Below are 18,678 nucleotides of genomic sequence, written 5' to 3'. Positions count from 1 at the left end.
TCACATTGTTATTTGATGATCCAGTATACGCTAGCAGATTACTAACCCTCCTAACCTTATCCTTTCACATTATCTATGCAACAATCGGGGTTGGGGTACCACTAATGATTATGATCGCACAATGGATTGGAATCAAAAAGAATGATAATCATTATATTTTGATGGCAAGAAGATGGGCGAAAGGTTTTGTTGTGACAGTTGCCGTTGGTGTTGTAACAGGTACGATTATTGGACTACAGCTTTCTTTACTGTGGCCTAGATTTATGGAACTTGCCGGTAACATTATTGCACTACCTTTATTTATGGAAGTATTTGCTTTCTTCTTTGAAGCAATTTTCTTAGGGATTTATTTGTACACGTGGGATCGATTTGAAAATCCTAAAAAACATTTCCTATTGTTAATCCCTGTTGCCCTCGGAGCGGGTATGTCAGCTTTCTTTATTACGATCGTAAATTCGTTTATGAATTCACCAGGTGGATTTGATATTATAAATGGGCAACTGATGAATGCAAACCCATTGGCAGCAATGTTCACTGCATCCATGCCTACAAAGGTATCGCATGTTTTAGCTACAGCTTATATGACAGTAGCATTTATGCTCGCAGCGATTGCAGCTTTCAAGTTAATTAAAGGATCCAATCATGAATATCACAAAAAAGCGTTGTATATGACAATGAAAGTTGGTCTTGTATTCGCAATAGCTACTGCATTAATTGGGGATCTCTCCGGTAAATACTTAGCAGAATACCAACCAGAAAAACTGGCTGCTGCTGAATGGCATTTTGAAACAGAAGAAGGCGCACCATTGCTCATGTATGGCGTATTGGACGATAAACAAGAAGTTAAGTATGCAATTCAGGTTCCGTTTGCATTAAGTATGCTTGCTCACGGAAATCCTACATCTGAGGTTATCGGGTTGAATGAATTCCCTGTCGAAGAACAACCTCCATTGGTCATACATTATTTCTTTGACACCATGGTTACGATTGGCGGATTTATGATTTTCCTATCCCTTGTTTACTGGATTGGCATTAAACGATCTTGGCCATTTGTTAAGGCAAATTGGTACCGTTGGCTAATAGTGCTCGGTGGACCATTATCCTTCCTTGCAATTGAAGCAGGATGGTGGATGGCTGAAGTTGGTCGACAACCTTGGATATTAAGAGGGATTATGACGGTCGATCAAGCAGCAACAACGAGTGAATATGTCGGACATATGTTTATCCTGTTTGCAGGTCTTTACCTTGTTCTTGGAATTGGGACAGTTGTCGTGCTCAGGCGAATTTTCAAAAATGATCCCGTAGAGAAAGAGCTCGAAAAAATGCAAGGTGGTGATCCATCATGAGTTTAGAGATTCTTGGTATGTCCGTACTTTGGTTATTCCTGTTTGGATATGTTATTGTCGGGTCCATTGATTATGGCGCAGGTTTCTTTAATGCCCACAGCATCATCACAGGCAAACAGCATATTCTATCAAAAATAATTCAACGTTATCTTTCCCCTGTTTGGGAAGTGACAAATGTATTCTTTGTCTTCTTTTTCGTAGGAATTGTCGGGTTCTTTCCACAAACAGCATACTATTTCGGAACAATACTACTCATTCCGGGAAGTATTGGTTTGATATTGCTTGCAATTCGAGGTTCCTACTATGCTTTTGAATCGTATGGAACTAGCGGTCACAGAGGATATGCATTTATGTATGGAGCTTCAGGCTTATTGATTCCAGCTTCTTTATCCATTGTGCTGACTATTTCAGAAGGCGGTTTTGTATCCATAATTGACGGAAACCCGGTACTGGATTATGCAGCCTTATTCACGAGTCCATTAACATGGTCCATTGTTGTTCTTAGTATTGGAGCTGTACTTTATATCTCGGCTGTATTCCTTACTTGGTACGCAAATAAAACCGGTGATGTTAAAGCTACGGATCTCATGCGAAAATATGCAATCGGTTGGTCGATACCATTAATCATTGCAGCTAGTGGAATTATCTATGAATTGAGTTCTCATAATGAAGAACACTTTTCCAGGATTATGGATCTTTGGTGGATGTTCGCCTTATCATTCGTATTATGGATTGGAACCGTTTGGCTTCTATGGAAACGGGAAAATTATGGACTGGCGTTCGGCTTTCTTGTAGGGCAATTCGCTTTGGCATTTTTCGCATATGGAATATCACATTATCCATATTTACTTTATCCACATCTGACCATATATGAAGGATTCACCAATACAGCAATGGCAATCTCACTTGTCGTCGTATTTATTCTGGGAATGGCTCTCTTGCTCCCATCATTATATTTATTAATGAAACTGTTTCTTTTTGATAAGAACTATGTACAAGGTAATAAAAATAAGGAGGAGTGATCCAGATGTTTAACGATTTTCTAATTTTTGTTGCTCCCTTTCTCATTATTATCGTCGCAATCGCACTCGCATTTTTGGTAGCTGGAAAAGATGAAATAGTTACTAAGAAAGATTAACGGAATGCTTAAAAGGCAGTCTAAAGGTGGTATACCTTAGACTGCCTTTTTCTTATGGGTATAGACGAAATTATTTACTCCCCTAGAAATACGCTCTTTTCAATCTCTTTCATCTGTTGGAAGTAGCCTTTTTGATTCATCAATTCATCATAAGTTCCGGATTCAATAATTGTTCCCTGTTCCATTACGATAATTTGATCCATTTTCTCTAAACCTGTAAGTCGGTGACTAATAAGAATAACGGTATCATCTTTCGCAACTTCAAAAAGACGCTCGTACAGTTTAGACTCTGTTAATACATCAATCGATGAGGTCGGTTCATCCAGTAACCAGAAAGGGGCTTTTCGTGCCATAACTCTGGCTATCGCTAATCGTTGCTTCTCTCCACCCGAAAGATTCTCCCCTTTTTCCAGCACTTGATCATCGAGATCCAATTGGCCGAGCTCTACGTTTCGGAGGATTTCCTTCATTTCGACATCACTCAAGCCGTCCTTTGCAAGTTCAAGATTTTCTCTAATTGTTCCATAGAAAAAATGATTCGATTGCAGTACAACATTGGCATTTTCCCAGACGCTTTCCTGTGTTGTCTGCAAGAAGGATTGGTTATTGAAATAGATATCCCCATTACGGACAGGGTATATTTTCAGTAACAGTTGCATGATTGTCGATTTTCCTGAGCCACTAGGTCCAACGATTGCCGTTTTGGATCCTGCTGGAAGATGCAAGGATATATTTTTCAGTGTATCACTTGATTCTCCAGGAAAGGAAAAACGCACATTTTTAAATTCAATGGAGGGAGCGATTCCTTGCTCTATCGTTTCTGTCTGATTTTGCGGTAACGGCTCATCTTCATTTACAACATTATCCAATCTCGCTACAGCTTGTCTGCTATCCTGTAAATGGCTTGGATACGCAGCCATGGCAGTTGTATTTTCAAATACCGTCAGTGATATCATGACAAGCAATGCAAGAAATATTCCGTCCAATTGCCCTTCTGTAACCAAGTAAGCTCCCACTGCCAAAATAGTTACAGAGACGAGAAGTGATATAAAGGTATTTACCGATTCACTAAACAAATGATGGATGCTTTCCCGTTCCTGCTCCTCCACATAATTATTCGATGACTGTATTAAATCCTTTTCTTTGTCATTTACTTGCTGATATATTTTCAAATCACGAAAACCATATAAAAACTCCGTGACATCTGTCGATAGTTTCCCTCTGCGCTGCCTCACTTTACGATCCACTTTTCGTTGGCTGTATCCAAAAAGTGCTGGAACAACAAAAGTTGTCAAGAGCAACCCAACAACGAGAATGAATGCCGTTTCGATGGATAAGAATGTTGTAAAAAATATCGTAACGAGAAATACAAGTACAATAACGATAGGTGGATAGAAAACCCGCAGGAAATAATTTTGCAATGTCTCCACATCTCCAACGATTCTGGATAGCAAATCCCCACTTCTATATTTTTGAAAGATTGCTGGAGCAAGTGGTTCGAGTTTTTCATAAAAAGACACACGCAGGTTGCCAAGCATCGTAAAAGTCCCTCGGTGGGAAAAATACCTCTCCCCATATCTGCTTAATGCGGAAATAATTCCAAGCAGTTTGACGACGGCAACAAGCACCATTAATGTGTAAATAGGCGGAGCAAGTGCGGCCTGTGAAATTAAATATCCACTAGATGAAAAAAGACCGACAGCAGTAATTCCGGCAATAAATCCACAGATAATGGAAAGAACAATATCCTTTTTTTCCTTCAGCAAAACGAGAATTACAGACTTTAAACCTTTCATTGCGCTTCCCCTCCCTGCTGTACAGTTACCATATTTCGATACATTTCATCTAACTCTAACAGATCTGTATGTGTACCGAATGCGCGTAGTTCTCCGTTATCCAGCAACAGAATTTTATCTGCACTCTTAACCGTGTGTAGTCTGTGAGCTACGGTAATAACTGTTGAATTTTCTCCAAGCTCTTTGATAGATGATTGGAGAATTTGCTCTGTTTGCAAATCCAATCCGGTAGTTGGCTCATCAAAAAGAATGATAGAGGGACGTTTTAAAAAGGCTCTTGCAATAGCAATCCGCTGTTTTTCACCACCAGAGATTCCTCTTCCAGCTTCTCCAATTGGTGTATCATACCCTTTTTCAAGTGTATCGATTAGCTTATTTATTCCTGCCTTCTCAGCTGCTTTGGTTATTTCTTCACGTGTCGTTTCCGCTATGGAACCAATTGCGATGTTATCCGCAATGGTTCCTGAAAAAAGATATGGATCCTGGGAAATATAACTTAGGCTATCAAACCAGGATTTTTCACTTATGAGCTCTCTTTTTTCTCCATTGATCCTCATCTCACCTTCTTTTAGTGAAACAAGACCTGCTATCATATTTAGAAGTGTCGATTTTCCTGCACCAGTTTTGCCTATAATTGCAACCTGTTCATAAGGACGAATGACCGTACTGATATTTTCAACAGCAAACCCGTTCGATTCATAGCTAAACCCAGCGCCAGCCAGTTCAATGGACGGTGGTTGATTCGTTGGAATAGACGCTTCTCCCCATTCAACTGCCTGTTCCTGTTCAGATAACTCATTTTCCAATTTCTTCGCAGCTCCCATGCTCGTTCTTCCAGTATGAAAGGCACTACCTAAATCCTTCAATTTGGTATAAAACTCCGGAGCAAGTATGAGCATTAAGAAACCGGTATAAAATGTAATATCCTGAAAAATAATCATGCGCACCGCAACTTCCAGTGCCACAAGACCAATACTTAGCATGGATATAAATTCAAGTGCTAACGAATTTGAGAATGCTACCTTCAGTACCTCCATTGTTGCATCACGGAAATCCAAACTGCTTTTTCGAATTTTATCTCTTTGCTGCTCGGCACGTCCGAACAATTTAAGTGTCGTTAACCCTTGTAATGTATCAAGAAATGTCCCTGAAAATGCAGCCATTTTATCAAATTGTTCTTCCGATTTATCTTTCGTTTTAAATCCAATGACCATCATAAAGATTGGGATAAATGGTGCCGTAACCAGAATAATGACACCTGTTGTCCAGTGTTCCATGAAAATGACAATAAGAAGCATGATTGGGATGATAGATGACTGGATAACTTGCGGAAGATAGCTGCTATAATAACTGTCGATTTCATCCACCGTATCCATCATTACGCTCACCTTTTGTCCGGATTGCCCATGCAATGATGCTTGCCTAGGGTTATTCGAAAATTTATTTAAAAGGGACTGTCTTAATTTCCCCTTCACGATCGAAGCCATCTTAATCCCTGTTCTCCCACTCAAATATGTGAAAAAGGTTCTAGTTAAAAGAACTGCCACTAGTCCTACTAATAGTGGTATAATTTCAGAAAAGGAATTACCCTTCAAAAATATACGATCAACAATCATAACAAACAGATAACCTTGTCCAATTATCGCAAAACCTGATATTATAGCTAAAATGATCAGAAGGACCAATTTATTTTTCTGCTCCATCGTCATTTCTTTAAGCTTGTTCATTGTTATGCCTCCTATATGCAATCAGGTTAGTGAACACCTTCACATAAGTATACATGATTTGACTCATCGTAGTAAATTCTACTACCCTGAGTTAACACAAATGTCGATTTTATTATCACTCAACTTTCGCAGAATGAAATGGATACATTATGAGGAGGAATCGTGATACACTGCTCCGGTTGACTTTGGATAACTGTTTGTCCTAAGCATTCCGGATTTTTATTAATTTAGTTACTTTTCTTACTTCAGAGTTTCTATAAATTTCGAAGTGACTGCTAGTTTTCTATCAGTATGCAGAAACTTCGGCGACCGCTATGGGAAATACACTGCGCTTTCCACGGGCGGCTGGTGAGCCCCTTCATGCTGACGCATTTCAGTGTCTCACCTATGCCTCTCTTCCCGTTGGAGTCTCCGTGTATTTCCCATAGCTAGTTAAGGTTGCTAACAATTACTATACTTGCGGGTGCTAAAATAACATCATACAACTTCACCAGTCCGGGATTGCTCTGGGCGGTGACTCCTACGGGAACAGCACGTGTCCGAAGACCCCGCAGAGCGATTTTCTCGAGGAGGCTGAGGCCGTGCCCGTGGAAAGCATCCGCCCAGAGCAATCCCGGACGGTAGCAAGAGCACATTTCTCCTGAAAATGATTTCTAACATGATAGAAGTTACGTCGCAGTTTATCTCAATAGCGAAGATTATAAATCAACAGACATTAAAATATCCATATTTCACCAAGTTTAGCAAGGTGATTAGTAGAGACATTCTAAATTTCCCACAGTTATCATTATACGTGAAATTTTATTAGGTTTAGGGCAATATAACTAAAGGTATTTTAAACGTATGGAGGTCATTATCATGATAGACAATAATGTACGTATCAGTAGGGTAGCTTTAATCGGAACAGGATTTGTTGGATCTAGTTATGCATTTGCTTTAATGAATCAAGGGATCGTGAATGATTTAGTAATGATCGATTTGAATGAGGATAAAGCAAAAGGAGATGTAATTGATTTAAATCATGGAAAAGGGTTTGCGCCAAGTCCCATGAACATTCGTTTTGGTACATACGAAGATTGTAAAAATGTAGACTTAGTTGTAATTTGTGCTGGTGCCAATCAGAAACCTGGGGAAACCAGACTTGATTTGGTAGAAAAGAACTTGAAAATTTTCAAAAGCATTGTAGATCAAGTTATGGATAGTGGCTTTGATGGCATATTCCTTGTAGCAACCAATCCTGTCGATGTTCTTACGTATGCTACATGGAAATTCAGTGGTCTGCCAAAAGAACGCGTTATCGGATCAGGTACAATATTGGATACAGCAAGATTTCGTTATTCATTAGGTGAATACTTTAAAGTGGCACCGAATAATGTGCATGCCTATATTGTCGGAGAACATGGAGACAGCGAACTACCTGTGTATAGCTCTGCCAGTATAGGAACGACACCAATCCGAAAACTTATTAGCAGGAATGATAAATACAAGCTGGAAGATCTTGATGAAATTTTTGTGAATGTTAGGGACGCTGCCTACTCCATTATCCAAAGTAAAGGTGCAACTTATTACGGAATTGCTATGGGACTTGCTAGGATTACAAAGGCAATATTTTCAAACGAGAACTCCATTCTGACAATATCGGCTCATTTGGATGGCAGCTATGGGGAAGACCATGTCTATATTGGTGTACCTGCAATTATTAACCGAAATGGAATTCGAGAGATTGTAGAAATCGACCTTGATCAGGATGAGAAATACAAATTCAGCAACAGTGTCAACGTATTAAAGGATATCCTGGCACCATATTTTGAAGAATGTAAACCAAAAAGCTAATCCTATACAAACAAAAAACGAGCTCAAAACGCTCGTTTTTTTTGTTACTACTACCTTCTTCTATTTTTATTAAACTTTACAAAGAGATAAATAACCAATGCAATAACTGCGTAGACAAAAAACATGACCATAAAGCCCCATAGTCCCATTACTGCATCAGCAAATTCCATATTCCCTCTATTCGTTATGGCCTGCTGAAGCTCTATCGCAAACACAATTACAATCATGATGGTAAACGTATAAATGAATGAAAAAATAGTTGTACTCCATCTCATATTTTCTAGAAGTTTGAAAAAGAAATAAACGACGAAAAAAGTACCCATTCCGATTACACCAATGACCCAAAAATGCAGTTCTTTATCCGACATGGTTAAGCCAAGCATATCTACTAAAATATCATGTATTTGATTGACGATTTCTGCTAGTATAATAACTATTTCTTTCACCTGAAACCTCCAACTTATTTATTCTCCAGACTAACTTTTCACTCAGCATGGTAATTTACATTAATTTAGGAATTTTTTAAACATGTATTACTTATAATTATAGTATAGGCTTCAGAAAATTAATAACTCCAATCGTAGTAGGAGGCTATCAATTTATGACTAAGTTAAACGATGATTTTCAAAATTTGAGCAGAAAGAATATGTCATTCAGTCAGGTGTTTCAGTATATCAAACAATTTATGGAAAAAGAACCAAACGGTTGCTATAAGCTGATGTTTGGTACCGATTCGCAAGTCCACCCTGACTATACAAGATTTATAACCGGTATTGTTATTCATTGTAAAACGAAGGGTGCCTGGGCTTGTATTCGAAAAGTAATGGTACCAAGGAAGATGATTAATCTTCATGAGAGAATCTCCTTAGAAACTACATTAACAGAAGAAGTAGTTTCTATGTTCAGCGACGAAAAGATAGAACAATTAATTGACATTATTTTACCAAATATATATAAAGGTGCATCCTTCTCGATTGAAGGTCATATTGACATTGGATCTGGAAGCAGAAACAAAACAAAAATCTTTGTCGATGAAATGGTATTGCGAATGGAAATTTTAGGGATCGAACCAAAAATCAAGCCGGATTCTTTTGTCGCGAGTTCTTACGCGAATCATTTCACAAAATAACTGGAATTACATACATGTGCTTGAAAAAGAAACAAACGCCCGGATGTGTACTTTAGGGCGTGGAAGAAGTCATACAAGGATATCCGGTAGAGGAAAATGTAGTAAATTGATTAGATTGAAATTTGTTTTCGATTTACTATAAGAATGCCAAGGTGTCACACTAGGAGCAGACCATCTAAATCAAAAACTTCAATCCTTTTATGTGACTTCTGCTTAATTAGTCCTTGTTCCTCAAGATCTGCCAATTTGCGGCTAACGGTTTCAGGTGTAGTTCCTAAATAAGAAGCTAAATCTTTTTTACTCATCGGCAATATAAATTCGTCCGTTTGTGCTTCGTTATCCACACACTCAGCTAAAAAAAGTGCTATTCTAGTCTCTACTTTTTCAGTCGCAAAGCGTGTCGTTTGTGTTTCTGACTGGTCCAGTCTCTTAGAGAATTCCGTGAGAATTTTAAAGGAAATGGAGGGATATTTTAAAAGCAGCATTTGTAAATCGGATCGTTTAATCTTACAAATACTTGTATCCATGATCGCTTCTGCATATGATTCGTGCGTGGATTCATTGAATAGCGCATATTCTCCCGTATATTCTCCTATATTTAATATTCGCACCAGTTGTTCTTTTCCAGATTCTGCTAATCGATAGATTCTCACTTTCCCTTTATTCACAATATATAAGGAATCCGATTGTTCACCTGCATGGTAAATAATTTCACCCTTTTTAAATGAAACAGATTGTGCTGTTGTCATTATCTCATTCATTTGGTCGTTTTCGAGATGATTAAAAATCGGTACCAATGAAACACATGATTGATGCGCATCATTGGTATGATGAATGCAGTGTGTCGAAGAATGCAGTTCATCTTTACTCAATTGTTTCACTCCTTCACCTATATTACTAGTTGGATTTGTTGTTATATTTTTTTTTGATGTGTATATCTATCGTAGAATTTAATCCCTTTAATGTAAAGGATTTACTCTGTGGCCTAACTTCGTTGCAACCAATTCAGCTGTATGTTGATTATCCCCTGTCAGCATTACGATTTTTTTAATGTCTTTATATCCGTAACTTCCGGTTTCCCTTTTGTTAATGTACCTGTTTTATCAAAAATAAGTGTATCCACTTTGGAGAAATTATCCATCACTTCTCCACTTTCTCCTCTCCATTATTGTTTTCTTTATGTCTTCATTGTAGTGCTATTCTTGATTAAAAAAATTGACCAAAATCAATTACGGCATAAAAAAAGAAAAGCATATGAAAATTCTTTTTGAATTTCAGATGCCTTTCTCTTAAAAATCTATATTAAGAAACTTTTGTTGATTTCACTGGATAACCTAATTTACTAATTGTCTCTTCTATTTTGCTTGCTTCAATTTTAGTATCATCAAATTCTGCTCGTACTTTACTGGAATTGAATAAAACTTTAGCAGATTCGATACCTTCTGTTTTACTTAATGTTGTTTCAATCTTTTTAATACATGATGGGCAACTTAGGGTTTCTAATTGAAATACGCCTTTACTCATTTTGTTTTCCTCCCTCTTATTTATATCCTTATTGTAATGCGTATTTCATAAGATTAACTTGATTAGCATCAAGTTTCGGAGTAATTTACATATAAAATTAGCTTAAATGTACTATTCGGTACTTTTTACGATTTTACTAATTTCTGAGATATGAAATAGGCTAATGTAGCAATCATTAAAATTAGCAGTAGTGGAAAACCTGAAACAAATCCAAATTCTACTTGCTGATTATGATTTCCACCAATTGAAGACATGTTCGGAGTATAACCATTTGTGAGTAGTAACCCTGTTCCAATCTGGAAGACAAAATACAATAAAATAAAACTGATAATAAATGCGAAATATTTTTTCACGTTGCACCTCCTATACTTTCCTACGAATAATTACTTAAAAAGTTTCTGTTTATTACGTTTTATTGCCTACACCAGTCCGGGTGAGCGGCGGGCGGTGACTCCTGCGGGAAAAGCACGTGTCCGAAGACCCCGCAGAGTGGGTTTCTCGAGGAGGCTGAGGCCGTGCCCGCGGAAAGCATCCGCCCAGAGCGATCCCGGACGGCGAGATAGCAGTTACTTCGCAGCATTTAAAAGTAAATCGAATCTATCTAAGGGAGTTTATCTCAACTCTGTGATGATAAAAAAGCCTCTTTCTTACCCAAGATTAAAAAGTGTATTTGACAGATTCTAAATAAATAAAGAGCACTAATCCTTTCTGCAGATTAGCGCTCTCTATCAAGTACTCTTCGTATAACATCTTTTCAACTCTATTTTCAAAATCCATATTCTGCTTCTTTTGCTTCACGAATTTCGGTATATGTTTTCGTTAATACGACTGTATCTTCAACCAAGCGATCGATACGGAATAACACATCATCATTCGTAATTTCTTTTCGATAGAAATCCTTTTCTTCAATAAATACATACGTCTGAACCATTTGTGCTTTCATATAACCCAAAATAGGTTTTAATTGATTTTCTGCAATTAAATAATGTTTTGGTGAACCTGCTGTTACAACCATACTAACAACTTTATCCAGAAAAGCTTGCTCTGGTAGTAAATCAAAGATGTTTTTTAATGTGGCTGGTATGGACGCTTGGAAAATTGGTGTACCGAAAATGATGGCATCGGCTTCCATCAAAGTTTTCGTTACATATCCTGTATCACCTGTATACTCCAAATAATTACGGCCATCACTAAACTGAATATCATAATCAGCTAAATCAATTAATGTCACATATGCTTCCGGGTACTTTTCAGTAACTGCTTTAACGGTGGATTCCATTGCCGTTCTTGTTTTTGATCCCACGATTGAACCGGATACTCCAACAACCTTCATTATCTCAACTCCTTACGTTTGTGCCGTATATTTTTTGATTGCCGGTAGAATTTCTGTACCGATCAACTCAATATTTTTCATTAATTTATCAAATGGTACACCACCAAAGTCGATTTGTGCGATATAGCGCTGATGACCAAATAGTTCATGCTGATAAAGAATTTTTTCGATAATTTGTTGCGGGCTACCAATATTCATCACATCTCGCTTATCCGCTCCTTGAGCAAATTGCTGTTTCGGATAGCCTCGACCGTTAATGAGCTCCAGTCCCTGGTTAACGTGTGGATATATTTCTTTCTGGGCCTGCTGTGTTGTTTCAGCAGCATAGAAGAAACCAGCAGTAGATATCGGAAGCTCCGACGGATTGAAACCACTGCTTTTCGCAGCCTCACGGTAAGAATCAATGGAATACTTAAAGCTGGTAGCTGGCCCTCCTAAAGTAGCGAGGAACATTGGCACACCTGCGTAACCCGCTTTAATTGCACTGGCAGGTGGTCCACCTACAGCACGCCAAATCGGCATGGAACCGTTTTGCGGACGGGGGATAACTTCTGCATTTTTTAATGGTGCACGGAACTCTCCACTCCAATTGACAACTTTTTCCCTGTTGATCTTTAATAACAACTCAAACTTTTCTTCATATAACGCTTCATAATCACGAAGTTTGTAGCCTAATAAATCAAATAGCCCAACTCTAGATGCACGACCAGCAATAATCTCTGCGCGTCCTTTGGAAATCAAATCAAGTGTAGCAAAATTCTCATACACACGCACTGGATCAGATGTACTGATGATCGTAGACGAGCTAGCGATTTTAATTTTTTCTGTAGCCTGAGCAATCGCTGCTAAAACAACAGCATGCGCTTGCGTTGTAAAATACTCCTGATGACTTTCACCCACACTAAAAAAGTCAATCCCTGCCTGCTCAGCTAACTGCGCTAATTCAATGATTTCATGAATACGTTGTTCAGCAGAAATCCTCTCTCCTGTTAATGGATTTGGTATGTGGTCTCCCAATGTATAAAGTCCGAACTCCAATCCTTTACTTTGATCAATACGATATTTTTCCATTTATGACTCAACCCTTCTATCCAACGATGTACTTTCTACTGTTATTATAGACTATATTAATAATGATAGGAAGTACGCACTTAAAAGTGGTATAGTATACAAAAAGATACTAAGGAGAATGTTTTATGGAAAAGATACCTGAATATTGCCGCGTAGAGGATGCATTAGGTATTTTAGTTGGAAAATGGAAACCGATTATTTTATTACATTTACTGCAGGAGGGTACAAAACGTTTTAGTGAATTAAAACGTAGCATGCCTGAAGTCACACAAAAGATGCTAACCAAACAGTTACGCGAACTGGAAAAAGAAGATATTATACAACGCGTTGTCTATCCACAAGTTCCTCCAAAAGTTGAGTATTCCATTACAGAATACGGCAAAAGCCTGGAACCGATTTTAGAAGCCATGCATGAATGGGGTACAAATCACACATTGCATAAAAGGAAAAAAATGAATCAAGAAATTTTATAATGTGAAAGATAAACACAACATAAGGGGCTCGGATGATAGGAATTAGTAACCTATTAATACCGCTTGTTGCTATTCTCTTCTGGTCGTCACTGAACATAAGAATATGCAAAATCATAATGTATAAAAGGACTCTATTTCCTGAGTCCTTTTACTTTTCCATAAATAGAAACACCGTATCCTCAATGTCCAATTTTTCTGTTTTGTATCCTTTGTAACCAAGTTTTTCATAAAGTGCTATATTCTTCGTTGAGCGGCTGCCCGTGAACAGTTTAAAAGTAACATGATTAAAGTACTTTTCGATTTCTTCCATCAATTTTCTCCCTATACCCTGATTCTGATATTCGGGATGTACCATGAGTTTATTAATGTGACAGTTCCCATTCTCCTCAAATGCTCTGACGGAACCGACAATTTTACCATCGTTGAAATATTTTAACACTACATTCTTATCAAATGATTCGATAACAGTTTCGATATCTTCTTTTAAAGGCATGATATCATAATTATTGTATAGTTCTGCTTCACTAATATAAGCAAGTTTTTGGATCTCTAAAATCTCGTTTGCATCTTCTTTTGTTGCACGTTCAATCATTGCCAAACAACATCTTCCTCTCCAATAATTCTAAATATGTATTATCTTAAGAAATTACGATTTATCTTCATTTTACACTTATTTTGAGAAGGGAAGCAATAAATTCAGGATAAAAAAAGCAGTGCTACCTGTCTCACTTGGTAAGCACTACTTATTTTAATGATTAGGGCAAGAATTTATGTGTTACTGTCCAGTGTTCAATTGCGTTTTTAACTGTTGTACAACTTCTTGTGAAGCTGGAGCAGCAGGCTGATAATAGCCTTTTTGAAGAGCAAAGTCATATAGTGTTCGTTGGCGAACTTCATCTTGATTTCTTAATTGAATGAGGGTCTGTCTTAATTCAGCATTATTGGATTCACTAATGTAGCCAGCATATCCTGTTAAGCTAGCATTTAAACCCGCTAAATAATCATTGACCATATCTTTGTCTTGTAACATTGTTATTCCTCCTTATCCTAAAAAGTTCATTAATTGTTGTTTGGCTTGTCTTGCTGCTTGGGCATCTTTTTGTAAAATGGTTTTAAACTCTGGATCTGTGCTACTTTGTGCATAGTTATCCAATTTATTCGCAATCGTACCATGCCCACCAATAATATGGCGCAGATGTTCAACTTCAAGTTCTGTTAAATTATTCATAATTGTATCCCTCCTCCATGATCACCTTTAATTTACCCATTACAAAAAAAGAAATACTTCATAAAAAAAGTAAAAAATTCACTGTACAAATAAAACAGAAAACCTACCTTTAAGTTCCAGTTCCCTAGCCTCTCTTATAGAACATCATTAATATTTTGTTGCGCTTCTTTAACTTGTTGTCTTGTATTATGCAGTTTTTCGTATGCTTGCTGAAATTGCGGATTCTCTGTTGCCTCTGTACCTGCCTCGTTTTGTGTATTTTCCAATTCCTGTTCCGCTTGCTGCAGTTGCTGCTCTGCTTGTTCCAATAGTTGGCGATCGTAACCTTGTGCCCTTAGAATAGCATCTTGCGCTTCTTTTATTTGCTGACTTGCCTGCTGTAATTGCTGATGTATGTTCTGCTCGACCATATACATACCCTCCGTTTTTTTAAGTCACTAAAAATCTTTATCTATTGTTCCTCAGATTTAATGCATTATGTGCAGGTAATCGTTATAAATTCACTAATAATAAAAACAAAAAACCTCGCCCTAAGACAAAAATTGCCTAAAGACGAGGTATATTTCGTTTTACCACCTTCATTCACTGATAACTCCCAGCATCAGATAAGACGGAGTTATGAATCACTCTTCTACTTTTCCAAATTCCTTATGAAAGTGCAAAATAATAAATAACAAAGGCGGTAATAAATAGTGTATCTGCTACTATCCGATATAAGTTTAGGTTAGACTTACTTAGATTTTCTAAACTTGAGTTGTAGAAGGAATGATATAAATCAGCTATTATTGAGACACCAAGTATAAGAATAATCATGGCATTTTCTGTTAGCTGAAAGACAATCAAATATATTAACCAACTTCTAAAAAATTGAAATATTAATCTGAAAATAACAAGTGAAAAACGATTAACATCGATCTCTATTTCGTCCTCAGAAGAGATATTTTTCATTCCTTCTCTTATACTTTTGTGCTCTTTTAAGTATCCTATATTCGTCCATAATAAAACAATACAGTATAGGAATATAAGAATATCTTGGTTATTTTTAATGATTTCTGTAAATTTGATCTCCCCCGTCATGAATTATCTTTTATAATAAATGTAATACGTGTCTTATGGTTATCATTCTCTTACATCTTCGCAATGCCTAACTATTACTTCTATTTCTTAATTGAATAATCCTCCTTTCCCACAAAAAAGAGCAGTAATTCAAAGAAACTACTGCTCGCATTCTCCTATATACTTTTATAAAAATACCATCGAAAGTAATTTTAAAGTTACTTTTAACTTACTTCAACGCAGCCATGACTTCTTGCAATTTTTTTAATTCCTCTTCAGAAAGCGTTACTCCTTTTCCCATCTTCTCTTTTTTAGGTGCCCAGTCCCGCAAATCATATTTAGGTTCTCTTCCATTCCAGCTGATTAAATTTAATTCCTTTGTCCAACCCTTTGGTGATTCGGAAAGTACTGCAATTGTTTCAATAATTTCATATTTCAGCTCTGCCATCATGTATCGACTCCTTTTTATATATTGTAATTTACACCGTATATTAAATCAAAAAATTCTAATACTAAGTATCATCGTTTCACATCTTTTTTAGAAAGGAAGGTAAGACCTTTGAGACATGTAAAAGCATTAGCTATTAAATTTGCAATAACTTCCATTGTACTTTTTTCTATTTTAACGATATTTTTAACAGCTGGGTTAGGTGAAATATTTTTCATGAGTGTACTTATAACAGGTATTGCATATGTAATCGGGGATCTCTTCATCTTACCCAGGTTCGGTTATTTTCTTGCAGCTATAGCTGACTTTGGGCTTGCCACTATTTCAGTCTGGTTTCTAAGTACCCTATTCATAGGAACTGGTGAGTTCATTCTAATAGCATCATTGGCAACTGGTCTAAGTATGACCATTAGTGAATCGATTTTTCACATCTACATGAAAGAAAAAGTATTAAACAAGCAAACGTATGAAATTGGTTATTTTCGTAAACTTAATCAGATGCAGATAGAAGTCGCTGAAGAAGACGATATACATAATTTAAAGCCAAAATCGGAAGATGATTGATGATATCTGCCACACGATTCCACGATACGATAAAATTTTGACACGTATCTTTTTGTAAATATTTCTTCCAATTATTCATATGCTATCTTATAAACTTTTTACAGGAGTGTACTGTGATGAATAACTCGTACAAAGATACTCCCCCAGACATTGGTGATCGACTATTATATTATGGAGGAATGCTTGCAACAATTGGAAGTGTGATTGCATTTGTCGGTTCAACGATCATTTATGAAAGTGAGTTTTCGGAGCCTAGTCCTTTAGAGAATGAAAGACAATTCACCATGCAACAGTTCAACCAAATGCAAAAACAGATTGATGATTTGCAGAAAAAGATGGACCAAATTCAGAACGGGAGAAATCCTTAGTTATTCTATGGAGTTTCTCCTGTTAATTATTATCGTTTCGTAAGACGTTGCTCACAGATAGTGTTTAATGGGCAGCACTCACAAATAGGATTTGACTTACAATGTACTTTTGCATGTTCTACTAGCAATGCATGAAACTCATTATACAGTTTTAAATCACTTGGTAACTCCTTTTCAACCTCCACTCTTAAACCATCATAGGTTGCGGGCATGTTAACTCCCAATCTGTAAAAAATCCTTCTGGCATATGCATCAACAACGAATATCGGCTTATCAAATGCATACAAAAGCATCACGTCTCTAGGTAATTCGTAAATTACTTCTGGATCGAGATAAGGTCTTAACTTAGGATACTATTCCCGAATGAAGCAAATTCATTCCATTAGCTATCATTTTCCAGTAAACTCTTGCTTGAGGATATAGCAAGCAATGAAGGAGAAAAATAATGCCAAAAGTATTTAGCGATATTATTCAGTTTCGCGGTAATCATTATGATTTTGGATATATGCAAGGTGAGCTGTTAAAAGATTCCAAGGTCCTATATCATCGTAAAAAACAATCGAAAAATCGTTGGAGGCATTTTCTTTTTGAAGAAAGTGAAGTAAGACAAGCATTCGCACGTTTTGCCCCGGCAATATGGGAAGAGCTTCACGGTCTTGCAGATGCGCTGTCCATGGATTTTGAGGATTCCATCCGTGAGTTCGGCGGATATTACTATGAGTATGGGCGTAGTGGCTGCTCTATTTTTGCTGATTCGGACTATATGATTCGTAACTATGATAATGCCCCACTTACCTATGAAGGACGGTATTTACTTTACCAGCCAACAGATAGCGGATACGCAGTAATTGGACCTTCGATGCAGATAACAGGAAGGACAGATGGCTTAAATGAAAAAGGTCTGGTCATGGGCTATAACTTTGTCAATCGTAAGAAATCCGATGATGGATTTCTCTGCAATATGGTTGGACGTATTATATTGGAAACCTGTGCCAGTGTGAAGGAAGCTATTTCACTTTTGAAAGAAATTCCACATCGCCATTCCTTTAGTTATGTTCTGCTGGATCCAACGGGTGAATCTGTAGTTGTTGAAATTTCACCAAGAAACGTAACTATTCGCCAATCTAATATATGTACCAACCATTTTGAAAAATTAACTGTAGAAAATCGCTATCAGATGGATGATTCAATTCGAAGACAAGAAGTGATGGAGCAAGAGCAAATAACGATAACAGATCCATTCCAAGCCTATAAGATGTTAAATGATACAGACAAGGGTATTTTCTCAAAGAAGTACGGAGCATGGGCAGGCACGCTACATACTGCTGCTTACTTACCAAAAGAAATGAAAGCCTGGTTTGCTCTAGGAGGAAATAGACCTCCACTAATATTTGATTTCACCAAATGGCTGAATGGCGAAAAACTAAATATAACCCGAATAAAAGGAGAACTCGATTCCACGGACACTTTTATAAATGACTCACCTATCCCAGAAGAATAGGGCTGAAAATAACACTGCTCAAGGCTCTTTTATTATTTTTTTTGCTTTTTTCATTGCATTTTCTATAAACTGCGAAGTAACTGCTGGTTTTCTATCAGTAAGCAGAAACTTCGGCAACCGCTCTGAGAAATACACTTCGCTTT

23 protein-coding genes are annotated in these 18,678 nt (G+C 37.2%); 9 read left to right on the top strand and 14 right to left on the bottom strand.

The features are described 5' to 3' along the window. The first annotated feature begins 5 nt into the window (after nt 1-5). From ACHABU_RS12905 to cydS, 3 genes are read left to right on the top strand one after another with little or no spacing between them, the layout of a single operon-like run. The gene (locus ACHABU_RS12905; RefSeq protein WP_435765312.1) at nt 6-1,346 is read left to right on the top strand and encodes a cytochrome ubiquinol oxidase subunit I; all 1,341 of its coding nucleotides are present in this window, start codon (nt 6-8) and stop codon (nt 1,344-1,346) included. Further along, on the top strand, nt 1,343-2,368 hold the full coding sequence (locus tag ACHABU_RS12900; RefSeq protein ID WP_435765311.1) for a cytochrome d ubiquinol oxidase subunit II: 1,026 nt from the start codon (nt 1,343-1,345) through the stop codon (nt 2,366-2,368). The genes ACHABU_RS12905 and ACHABU_RS12900 overlap by 4 nt, the downstream gene beginning before the upstream one ends. A gap of 5 nt (nt 2,369-2,373) precedes the next feature. Further along, nucleotides 2,374-2,484 (top strand): cytochrome bd oxidase small subunit CydS, encoded by a 111-nt coding sequence (gene cydS / locus ACHABU_RS12895; protein WP_379497106.1) that lies wholly within the window; start codon nt 2,374-2,376, stop codon nt 2,482-2,484. Nucleotides 2,485-2,558: 74 nt separating this feature from the next. Here cydS and cydC read toward each other — a convergent pair whose 3' ends face one another. Together cydC and cydD are read right to left on the bottom strand one after the other, a co-directional pair. After that, the gene (cydC, locus tag ACHABU_RS12890; RefSeq protein ID WP_435765310.1) at nt 2,559-4,280 is read right to left on the bottom strand and encodes a thiol reductant ABC exporter subunit CydC; all 1,722 of its coding nucleotides are present in this window, start codon (nt 4,278-4,280) and stop codon (nt 2,559-2,561) included. Beyond that, the gene (cydD, locus tag ACHABU_RS12885) at nt 4,277-6,007 is read right to left on the bottom strand and encodes a thiol reductant ABC exporter subunit CydD (RefSeq protein ID WP_435765309.1); all 1,731 of its coding nucleotides are present in this window, start codon (nt 6,005-6,007) and stop codon (nt 4,277-4,279) included. Before cydD ends, cydC begins: the two co-directional genes overlap by 4 nt. Nucleotides 6,008-6,865: 858 nt before the next feature. Here cydD and ACHABU_RS12880 point away from each other — a divergent pair. Continuing rightward, nucleotides 6,866-7,840: an L-lactate dehydrogenase gene (locus tag ACHABU_RS12880; protein ID WP_435765308.1), complete on the top strand. Its 975-nt coding sequence runs from the start codon at nt 6,866-6,868 to the stop codon at nt 7,838-7,840. 50 nt (nt 7,841-7,890) lie between these two features. Here the strand turns inward: ACHABU_RS12880 and ACHABU_RS12875 are convergent, their stop codons facing one another. Further along, entirely contained in the window at nt 7,891-8,286 is a 396-nt protein-coding gene (locus tag ACHABU_RS12875) for a hypothetical protein (RefSeq protein WP_435765307.1), read from the bottom strand. Nucleotides 8,287-8,441: 155 nt separating this feature from the next. Between ACHABU_RS12875 and ACHABU_RS12870 the strand changes: the two genes are divergently transcribed. Continuing rightward, nucleotides 8,442-8,969 carry a ribonuclease H-like YkuK family protein gene (locus tag ACHABU_RS12870; protein ID WP_435765306.1) on the top strand — a complete coding sequence of 176 codons (528 nt, stop codon included), beginning with the start codon at nt 8,442-8,444 and terminating at the stop codon, nt 8,967-8,969. A 155-nt stretch (nt 8,970-9,124) separates the two neighbouring features. Here the strand turns inward: ACHABU_RS12870 and ACHABU_RS12865 are convergent, their stop codons facing one another. From ACHABU_RS12865 to ACHABU_RS12845, 5 genes are all read right to left on the bottom strand, one after another. Further along, the gene (locus ACHABU_RS12865; protein ID WP_435765305.1) at nt 9,125-9,841 is read right to left on the bottom strand and encodes a Crp/Fnr family transcriptional regulator; all 717 of its coding nucleotides are present in this window, start codon (nt 9,839-9,841) and stop codon (nt 9,125-9,127) included. Between the two features lie 430 nt (nt 9,842-10,271). After that, nucleotides 10,272-10,493 (bottom strand): heavy-metal-associated domain-containing protein, encoded by a 222-nt coding sequence (locus ACHABU_RS12860; RefSeq protein WP_435765304.1) that lies wholly within the window; start codon nt 10,491-10,493, stop codon nt 10,272-10,274. 125 nt (nt 10,494-10,618) lie between these two features. Beyond that, nucleotides 10,619-10,846: a hypothetical protein gene (locus ACHABU_RS12855; RefSeq protein WP_435765303.1), complete on the bottom strand. Its 228-nt coding sequence runs from the start codon at nt 10,844-10,846 to the stop codon at nt 10,619-10,621. Nucleotides 10,847-11,259: 413 nt separating this feature from the next. Continuing rightward, nucleotides 11,260-11,826, bottom strand: a complete 567-nt coding sequence (locus ACHABU_RS12850; RefSeq protein WP_435765302.1) for an NADPH-dependent FMN reductase — start codon at nt 11,824-11,826, stop codon at nt 11,260-11,262. 12 nt (nt 11,827-11,838) lie between these two features. Continuing rightward, nucleotides 11,839-12,897, bottom strand: a complete 1,059-nt coding sequence (locus ACHABU_RS12845) for an LLM class flavin-dependent oxidoreductase (RefSeq protein ID WP_435765301.1) — start codon at nt 12,895-12,897, stop codon at nt 11,839-11,841. A 125-nt stretch (nt 12,898-13,022) separates the two neighbouring features. Between ACHABU_RS12845 and ACHABU_RS12840 the strand changes: the two genes are divergently transcribed. Beyond that, on the top strand, nt 13,023-13,370 hold the full coding sequence (locus tag ACHABU_RS12840; RefSeq protein WP_435765300.1) for a winged helix-turn-helix transcriptional regulator: 348 nt from the start codon (nt 13,023-13,025) through the stop codon (nt 13,368-13,370). 148 nt (nt 13,371-13,518) lie between these two features. Here ACHABU_RS12840 and ACHABU_RS12835 read toward each other — a convergent pair whose 3' ends face one another. From ACHABU_RS12835 to ACHABU_RS12815, 5 genes are all read right to left on the bottom strand, one after another. Continuing rightward, complete coding sequence (locus ACHABU_RS12835) at nt 13,519-13,962, bottom strand: GNAT family N-acetyltransferase (protein WP_435765463.1); 444 nt, start codon at nt 13,960-13,962, stop codon at nt 13,519-13,521. A 183-nt stretch (nt 13,963-14,145) separates the two neighbouring features. After that, nucleotides 14,146-14,400, bottom strand: a complete 255-nt coding sequence (locus ACHABU_RS12830; protein ID WP_435765299.1) for a spore coat protein — start codon at nt 14,398-14,400, stop codon at nt 14,146-14,148. 12 nt (nt 14,401-14,412) lie between these two features. Further along, a complete protein-coding gene (locus tag ACHABU_RS12825) occupies nt 14,413-14,598 on the bottom strand; it encodes a hypothetical protein (RefSeq protein WP_435765298.1) in 186 nt (61 codons plus the stop codon). A gap of 134 nt (nt 14,599-14,732) precedes the next feature. Continuing rightward, complete coding sequence (locus ACHABU_RS12820; protein WP_435765297.1) at nt 14,733-15,008, bottom strand: hypothetical protein; 276 nt, start codon at nt 15,006-15,008, stop codon at nt 14,733-14,735. Nucleotides 15,009-15,883: 875 nt separating this feature from the next. After that, nucleotides 15,884-16,102, bottom strand: coding sequence for a YdbC family protein (locus tag ACHABU_RS12815; protein ID WP_435765296.1), 219 nt, complete (start codon nt 16,100-16,102; stop codon nt 15,884-15,886). Nucleotides 16,103-16,213: 111 nt separating this feature from the next. On the opposite strand from ACHABU_RS12815, the gene ACHABU_RS12810 reads away from it, so the two are divergent. Together ACHABU_RS12810 and ACHABU_RS12805 are read left to right on the top strand one after the other, a co-directional pair. Further along, a complete protein-coding gene (locus tag ACHABU_RS12810) occupies nt 16,214-16,666 on the top strand; it encodes a YndM family protein (RefSeq protein ID WP_435765295.1) in 453 nt (150 codons plus the stop codon). Between the two features lie 116 nt (nt 16,667-16,782). After that, nucleotides 16,783-17,034 carry a hypothetical protein gene (locus ACHABU_RS12805; protein WP_435765294.1) on the top strand — a complete coding sequence of 84 codons (252 nt, stop codon included), beginning with the start codon at nt 16,783-16,785 and terminating at the stop codon, nt 17,032-17,034. 29 nt (nt 17,035-17,063) lie between these two features. Here ACHABU_RS12805 and ACHABU_RS12800 read toward each other — a convergent pair whose 3' ends face one another. Further along, on the bottom strand, nt 17,064-17,327 hold the full coding sequence (locus ACHABU_RS12800; RefSeq protein WP_435765293.1) for a hypothetical protein: 264 nt from the start codon (nt 17,325-17,327) through the stop codon (nt 17,064-17,066). A gap of 152 nt (nt 17,328-17,479) precedes the next feature. On the opposite strand from ACHABU_RS12800, the gene ACHABU_RS12795 reads away from it, so the two are divergent. Next, the gene (locus ACHABU_RS12795) at nt 17,480-18,535 is read left to right on the top strand and encodes a C45 family autoproteolytic acyltransferase/hydolase (protein ID WP_435765292.1); all 1,056 of its coding nucleotides are present in this window, start codon (nt 17,480-17,482) and stop codon (nt 18,533-18,535) included. Nucleotides 18,536-18,678: the final 143 nt, after the last annotated feature.

Source organism: Oceanobacillus sp. CF4.6 (assembly GCF_051262635.1).
Lineage (GTDB): Bacteria > Bacillota > Bacilli > Bacillales > Amphibacillaceae > Oceanobacillus.
The sequence above is the reverse complement of the archived record's forward strand: the minus strand, read 5'-3'. Positions and strand labels throughout refer to the sequence as shown.

Bases quoted from the DNA above. Each gene is read 5' to 3' on its own strand.
- ACHABU_RS12900 (WP_435765311.1), top strand. From the start codon at position 1,343: ATGAGTTTAGAGATTCTTGGTATGTCCGTACTTTGGTTATTCCTGTTT.
- cydS (WP_379497106.1), top strand. From the start codon at position 2,374: ATGTTTAACGATTTTCTAATTTTTGTTGCTCCCTTTCTCATTATTATC.
- cydC (WP_435765310.1), bottom strand. From the start codon at position 4,280: ATGAAAGGTTTAAAGTCTGTAATTCTCGTTTTGCTGAAGGAAAAAAAG.
- cydD (WP_435765309.1), bottom strand. From the start codon at position 6,007: ATGAACAAGCTTAAAGAAATGACGATGGAGCAGAAAAATAAATTGGTC.
- ACHABU_RS12880 (WP_435765308.1), top strand. From the start codon at position 6,866: ATGATAGACAATAATGTACGTATCAGTAGGGTAGCTTTAATCGGAACA.
- ACHABU_RS12870 (WP_435765306.1), top strand. From the start codon at position 8,442: ATGACTAAGTTAAACGATGATTTTCAAAATTTGAGCAGAAAGAATATG.
- ACHABU_RS12860 (WP_435765304.1), bottom strand. From the start codon at position 10,493: ATGAGTAAAGGCGTATTTCAATTAGAAACCCTAAGTTGCCCATCATGT.
- ACHABU_RS12850 (WP_435765302.1), bottom strand. From the start codon at position 11,826: ATGAAGGTTGTTGGAGTATCCGGTTCAATCGTGGGATCAAAAACAAGA.
- ACHABU_RS12845 (WP_435765301.1), bottom strand. From the start codon at position 12,897: ATGGAAAAATATCGTATTGATCAAAGTAAAGGATTGGAGTTCGGACTT.
- ACHABU_RS12840 (WP_435765300.1), top strand. From the start codon at position 13,023: ATGGAAAAGATACCTGAATATTGCCGCGTAGAGGATGCATTAGGTATT.
- ACHABU_RS12835 (WP_435765463.1), bottom strand. From the start codon at position 13,962: ATGATTGAACGTGCAACAAAAGAAGATGCAAACGAGATTTTAGAGATC.
- ACHABU_RS12830 (WP_435765299.1), bottom strand. From the start codon at position 14,400: ATGTTACAAGACAAAGATATGGTCAATGATTATTTAGCGGGTTTAAAT.
- ACHABU_RS12825 (WP_435765298.1), bottom strand. From the start codon at position 14,598: ATGAATAATTTAACAGAACTTGAAGTTGAACATCTGCGCCATATTATT.
- ACHABU_RS12820 (WP_435765297.1), bottom strand. From the start codon at position 15,008: ATGGTCGAGCAGAACATACATCAGCAATTACAGCAGGCAAGTCAGCAA.
- ACHABU_RS12815 (WP_435765296.1), bottom strand. From the start codon at position 16,102: ATGGCAGAGCTGAAATATGAAATTATTGAAACAATTGCAGTACTTTCC.
- ACHABU_RS12805 (WP_435765294.1), top strand. From the start codon at position 16,783: ATGAATAACTCGTACAAAGATACTCCCCCAGACATTGGTGATCGACTA.
- ACHABU_RS12800 (WP_435765293.1), bottom strand. From the start codon at position 17,327: ATGCTTTTGTATGCATTTGATAAGCCGATATTCGTTGTTGATGCATAT.
- ACHABU_RS12795 (WP_435765292.1), top strand. From the start codon at position 17,480: ATGCCAAAAGTATTTAGCGATATTATTCAGTTTCGCGGTAATCATTAT.